Source organism: Okeania sp. SIO3B5 (assembly GCF_010692555.1).
Lineage (GTDB): Bacteria > Cyanobacteriota > Cyanobacteriia > Cyanobacteriales > Microcoleaceae > Okeania.
The window spans coordinates 1-5,591 of the sequence record NZ_JAAHHG010000607.1 but is presented as its reverse complement, the minus strand read 5'-3'; the positions used below and the strand labels follow the sequence as shown (position 1 = coordinate 5,591).

At 36.3% G+C, this 5,591-nt stretch carries 3 protein-coding genes; 2 read left to right on the top strand and 1 reads right to left on the bottom strand.

Annotation, left to right across the window (positions count from 1 at the left end; genetic code table 11):
• The first annotated feature begins 483 nt into the window (after positions 1 to 483).
• Positions 484 to 2,355, top strand: a complete 1,872-nt coding sequence (locus F6K54_RS39265) for an alpha-amylase family glycosyl hydrolase (protein WP_293089662.1) — start codon at positions 484 to 486, stop codon at positions 2,353 to 2,355.
• Positions 2,356 to 3,536: 1,181 nt separating this feature from the next.
• Here the strand turns inward: F6K54_RS39265 and F6K54_RS39260 are convergent.
• The gene (locus tag F6K54_RS39260; protein ID WP_293089661.1) at positions 3,537 to 3,836 is read right to left on the bottom strand and encodes a DUF2103 domain-containing protein; all 300 of its coding nucleotides are present in this window, start codon (positions 3,834 to 3,836) and stop codon (positions 3,537 to 3,539) included.
• A gap of 1,084 nt (positions 3,837 to 4,920) precedes the next feature.
• Between F6K54_RS39260 and F6K54_RS39255 the strand changes: the two genes are divergently transcribed.
• Positions 4,921 to 5,352 (top strand): hypothetical protein, encoded by a 432-nt coding sequence (locus F6K54_RS39255; RefSeq protein WP_293089659.1) that lies wholly within the window; start codon positions 4,921 to 4,923, stop codon positions 5,350 to 5,352.
• Positions 5,353 to 5,591: the final 239 nt, after the last annotated feature.

Sequence of the window (5,591 nt, the reverse complement as noted above, 5' to 3'; positions counted from 1 at the left end):
TAGCAGTCAGCTAGCCTCCTCCGGAGGAACTGCGGACTTCAGCAACAAGACTCTCTACTTAAAGGACGGTGTTTAAATTAACAACGGACTTTAAGGGCAAGGGAGGCAACTTTTGTAGTAAGACGGTTCATAAAGCTTTTCTCCTAAACTAAAAGCACTCTTCTGATAGCTGAAGTCCGCAGTTCCTCGGGTAGGAGGCTGGCTGACGGCTGAATGCTTACTTATTAATTATTCGGTAAGAGGGAAGAAGTTAAGAGGATATCTGAAAAGTTGTTTAATACTGAATTTTGCCCCCCTAGCCCCCCAATTCTGGGGGGAACAAGAATCCATTAGCTGGTAAAAGTCCCCCAATTTTGGGGGATTTAGGGGGCTTTAATGTAACAAATGAGACTTCTCCGTGTTCTGTTTTCGTATTAACTTCTGTTATAAAATTGGTATCAAAATAATAAACCAAAATAATCTTAACCAAAGCAGGAGTCAAGAATGCCAAAAGATTCTAAAAATAAAACATTTGACAGCAAAAATAATACTAACAACGACTTTGAATTTCTTTTCACTCGTTCCATAGAGTTTCGTCAAGAAACAATATACTTCATTATTGTAGACCGCTTTTTTGATGGAGATCCCAGGAATAATGAAGGTCCAAACCCTAAATTATATGACCCAAATAAAGAAAAATGGGGTTTATATTGGGGTGGAGATTTACAGGGAATAATTGATAAACTTGGCTATCTCAAAAATATGGGAATTACAGCTATTTGGATGACTCCTTTATTTGAACAAATAGAAGAAGAATTATTTGAAATGGCTCCTATTCATGGCTACTGGGCAAAAGATTTTAAACGGCTAAATCCTCGTTTAGTAGACAAAGATGATGAGATTTCTTTAATAAAAAATCAGGAAACAGTTTTCGACAAATTAGTAGCAGCAGCTCATGATTTAGGAATAAAAATAATCTTGGATATTGTGTGTAATCATAGTACTCCAGATGCAGGTGGTAAGAAAGGTCAGTTATTTGATGATGGAGTTTTAATTGCTGATTTTCATAACGATTTTAACAACTGGTATCACCATTATGGCGAAGTAGAAGATTGGGATGAAAAATGGCAAGTTGAAAATAGAGAATTAGGAGGATTAGCAGATTTTAATGAGAATAATTCTGACTATAGAGATTATATTAAATCAGCAATTAAGTTATGGTTAGACCGTGGAGTAGATGCGCTACGAATAGATACAATTAAACATATGCCATTATGGTTTTGGCAAGAATTTTATGCTGATATAAAAAGTCATAAACCTTCAGTATTTGTGTTTGGGGAATGGATTTTTAGCGGACCTTATGATACTGCATCTCTGGAATTTGCCAATAAGTCTGGAATGTCAATCTTAGACTTTGGTTTTTGTGTAGCAATTCGACGCGCTTTAGGAAAATGTGAACCTGGAGGATTTCATATTATTCAAGAATTATTAGACAAAGATAATGTTTATAATAGCGCTAGTGAGCTGGTGACTTTTGTTGATAATCACGATATGCCCAGGTTTCAAAATTTGAATCCAGACCCAGGAATTTTGAGATTAGCTATTAATTTAATTATGACTTCTCGTGGTATTCCCTGCATTTATTATGGTACTGAGCAATATCTTTATAATGATAGAGATGGTGGGGAAGAACCTTATAATCGCCCGATGATGGAAAGATGGGATACAGATACACCAATTTATCGAGATGTTCAATTATTATCAAAAGTACGTCGAATTAATCCTGCTATTTCTCTGGGAAGTCAGTGGCAAAAATATCTTAGTGAGGATGTTTATTGTTATGTGCGATGTTACCGAGATTATCGTTGTTTTGTAGCAATTAATCGAGGTAATCCAGTAACAATAGAACGGGTAGAAACTGATTTGGAAGATGGAGAATATATTTGTGTTTTAACGAAGCGCTTTTTTGAAGTAAAAAATGGCGCATTACATAATCTAGAACTGGGCGTACAAGACATGATTGTGATTAATTATTTAGGCGATCGCGTCAAGGGGAAAGTAATCGTCCGAGCGCAATTAAATGGAGTTTCAACTAATCCTGGAGAGGCAATAGTAGTAACAGGAAATTGTCCGGAATTGGGAAATTGGGATATTAGTAAAGCTTACCATTTAGAGTATATAAATTCTAATACTTGGTTTAATGAAATTCCCTTTAATGAGAGTGCAGGAAAAGTAATTGCTTATAAATATGCAATTGTTTACCGGGATGAAAATGAAAATGAAACTGAAATTCCACAGCGAGAAAATTTAGTTTCTCGGCAATGGTTATTAGCTGAAGAGGGTACGGTTAAATGGCAAGATAATTGGGCTGATTGAAGAAGGAAGAAGGAAGAGGGAAGAAGGAAGAAGTTTGATTTTTAGGTGGTAATTTTCACCACCAATTAAAAAAGGTGTAAGCATTCAGCCGTCAGCTAGCCTCTTTCAGAGGAGCTTTCCTACGGAATGCTACGCAAACGCTAACAGCTATCAGCTATTAGTTAGGGTTTGCTGATTAAATATCAAAGCATTGACATATAAAGGTTGAGCGCATTTTTTGGTCTAAAAAAGTGCCAGCTTTTCGGCTCAAAGAGCTGCAAAAAGCTAGTATTTTGGGACTATTATGGCAGAAAAATCAAGGAACAATTTTTCCGACTACCTCCTCTATAATTCCCATTTCTCCTGTCTTCCCCTCCACCGGAGGGGGAGGGGCGAGGGGTGGGTTGTCTCCTGTCTCCTACCCCTACTAAAAGACTTTTGAGCGCAAACCCTAGTTATTAACTCATTATCTTGGGAGAAGGAATTATACCAATTTGAAAAAAGAATGTTACGAATAGTAAGAGCGATAAAAAGACTTTACATGAGATGTCCCTTTGACAAAAAAGATAATTTACGCCCTAAAAAATGGTATTAAAGCCATCCATTCTGACTCCTGACTCCTGAGGACTGACTCCTAAGAAATACCCTAGATATTTGTAGCAAACATTTATAAATCTGGTATTAGTAGTCAAGAAGTGAAATATGTTTGCGCAGCATTCTGCAGGAAATGAAATATTTCTGTCAGCTAACCTTAGTTTTTCTTGATTCAAATAAAAGCTAATAGCTGAATGCTTACAAAAAGGTTTTACTTGTGATATCATGTCCGGTAGCATCGGAGCGTGTATAAAATTAAGGTGACAATGAAAGAAAACCTTCTGCCTCCTGCCTCCTGCCTTCCTTCCACCAAAGTCTAATTATTCAACCGGACATGATATGAAGATGTGGTTCATCAATTTGAAAAGCGTTGTAATAGTAGTTTTAATCAAAAACATAAAAGCCTAAACTTCCATGGGGAAAGTATAGGCTTTTTTTGAATTCTTCCAAATACATCTATAGCACTACAAGAATTGGTTAGGACATTTTTCAATCCTGTTCGTGGAGCATTTCCGCACCGAAAACCCTTTTACAGTTCGCTATTCCCTGTTCTCTGTTCCCTATTCTCTAGCGCGTAGCGCTATACCAAAAATTGGACAAGAAGTAGATTATTTGGCTAAGACATAAGCGATCGCCTCTTCTAAATCTTCTTGAGTTAAGCTTGTCAACATAAACACTTCTTGAACTGTCTTTCCTTGTCTAGCAATAAGTTTAAAACCACCTCGAATAGGCACTGAAACTTTTAATTTCATGTGGGGAATATGACTTCTGGATCTGCTGATGACTCCTGGAGTAACAGTTTCAATACCCTGACGTTGGATTAGTTTCTCTAAAATAGGAATTAACCCTTCTATATGGGTGGAATGATTCCAAACCAAACGACCTTGAGATTTTGATGATTTTTTCATAGGACTTTCTCCATCTGTATATCCTCAGTCTACTGAAAGGGAGAGACTAGAGGCAAAAAAATGGCCCGATTCTTAATGAAGTCAGAAGTTATATCATGTCCGGTTGAACAGTGATAAATAAATAACGACGGAGGAGTCAGTCCTCAGGAGTCAGGAGTCAACCCACCCCTCGCCCCTCCCCCTCCCAGGAGGGGAAGAAAGAAGAAGGAAGAGGAAGAATAGGAGAAGAAGAAAGTTTTTTTATAACTAATTATCCGGACATGATATTAGAAGTCAGAAGTCAGAAGTTATTTTTGTAACGGGGATTTGAGCTTCCCATGAAGATGAAGAGAGAGAAAGGAGCGATCGCAACTTGACTTGAGCAAAAAGTCAAAGTCCCTGTTTACTTTCTTATACCAAGCGTGAAAAAAGAATGCTACAAAAATGTAGATATTGATCGGATATGCTTAAAAATACCTGCTCCAGTTCATTTGAGATAGTTATCTCTATCTTTTTTCGCTTTTTTTCAATATTTAACCCTTCTTCCTTCTTCCCACTTCCTTCTTTCGTAGGGACGCCCTTATGCAACGTCCCTACCATTTGTAACAAACATTTATCACGCTTGGTATTACAGAATGCTGCACAAACAAGGAAGCATTATATTCGGACAAGTTGTTTACTCTTGAGTGGAATTTGGATTGAGATTTGGACCTGGACTGGGACTAACTCATATCTACTTGATACAGGTTTTCCATGTTATCCCTTAATGTTTTTGGCTTATTTTTTGATTTTGAACAGGTAATGAACATTTTGAACAGGTAAGTGAACATTTTGAATCAGTAAATGAACGGATAGGTGAACAGAAAAGTGAGCGATCGAGCTAGAATTTTTGTGGGATTATAATGATAAAGCCAAAATAATTTATACAAGACTTACGCACGAGGTACGAAAAACTAGGATTTTAGATTGCTTTCTGTGCCGGGCTGCTCCGCAAACTCTGTCGATCGCTTCGGAGGAAAATGCCTTGTATAGTGTAAGTCCTATATATATCAAGTTTATTGAGGCTTCACAAAATCATAAAATTACATTACAAGGATATTTACTTATGATTCAACAAATCATGTATCACAATGAAGTATTAGCAATGATTATTCCGGCTAATTTTAGAGAGCCTGGAATTCATTTTTTTACTCCAGATAGCTATTCTCAACAGCTAGCTTATATGAGACATCCTAAAGGCAAAGAAATTCAACCTCATCGTCATAATATGGTAAGGAGAGAAGTTTTTTATACTCAAGAAGTTTTACTAATCAGAGAAGGAAAATTGCTAGTAGATTTTTACAATGACCAACAAGAATATCTGGAAAGTAGGATTTTAAATAAAGGAGATGTTTTGTTATTAATTAAAGGTGGACACGGCTTCAAAATGTTAGAAGAAGTAGAAATGATTGAAGTAAAACAAGGTCCTTATGTAGGAAATCTTGATAAAACCCGCTTTGAAAAATTTGATAGTAGTCGAGAAAAAGTTCTAGTTTAATACCAAAATCAGTTCAAGAATTTAGAATTTAGAATTTAGAATTACCGAATAATTAATAATTAAATAATTAAATAATTAAACAATTCGGGTTAAAAGCCTCCCCTTTAAAGGGGAAAAAAATAAATTTTTTCTTATCTTAGTCGATTGGATATGGCGAGGAGACCTAGCCATCCCTCGACCGCTTTTTTATCCATGAATGGAGAGGCTTTATACCTTAATTTTTCGGTAATTATAGACTA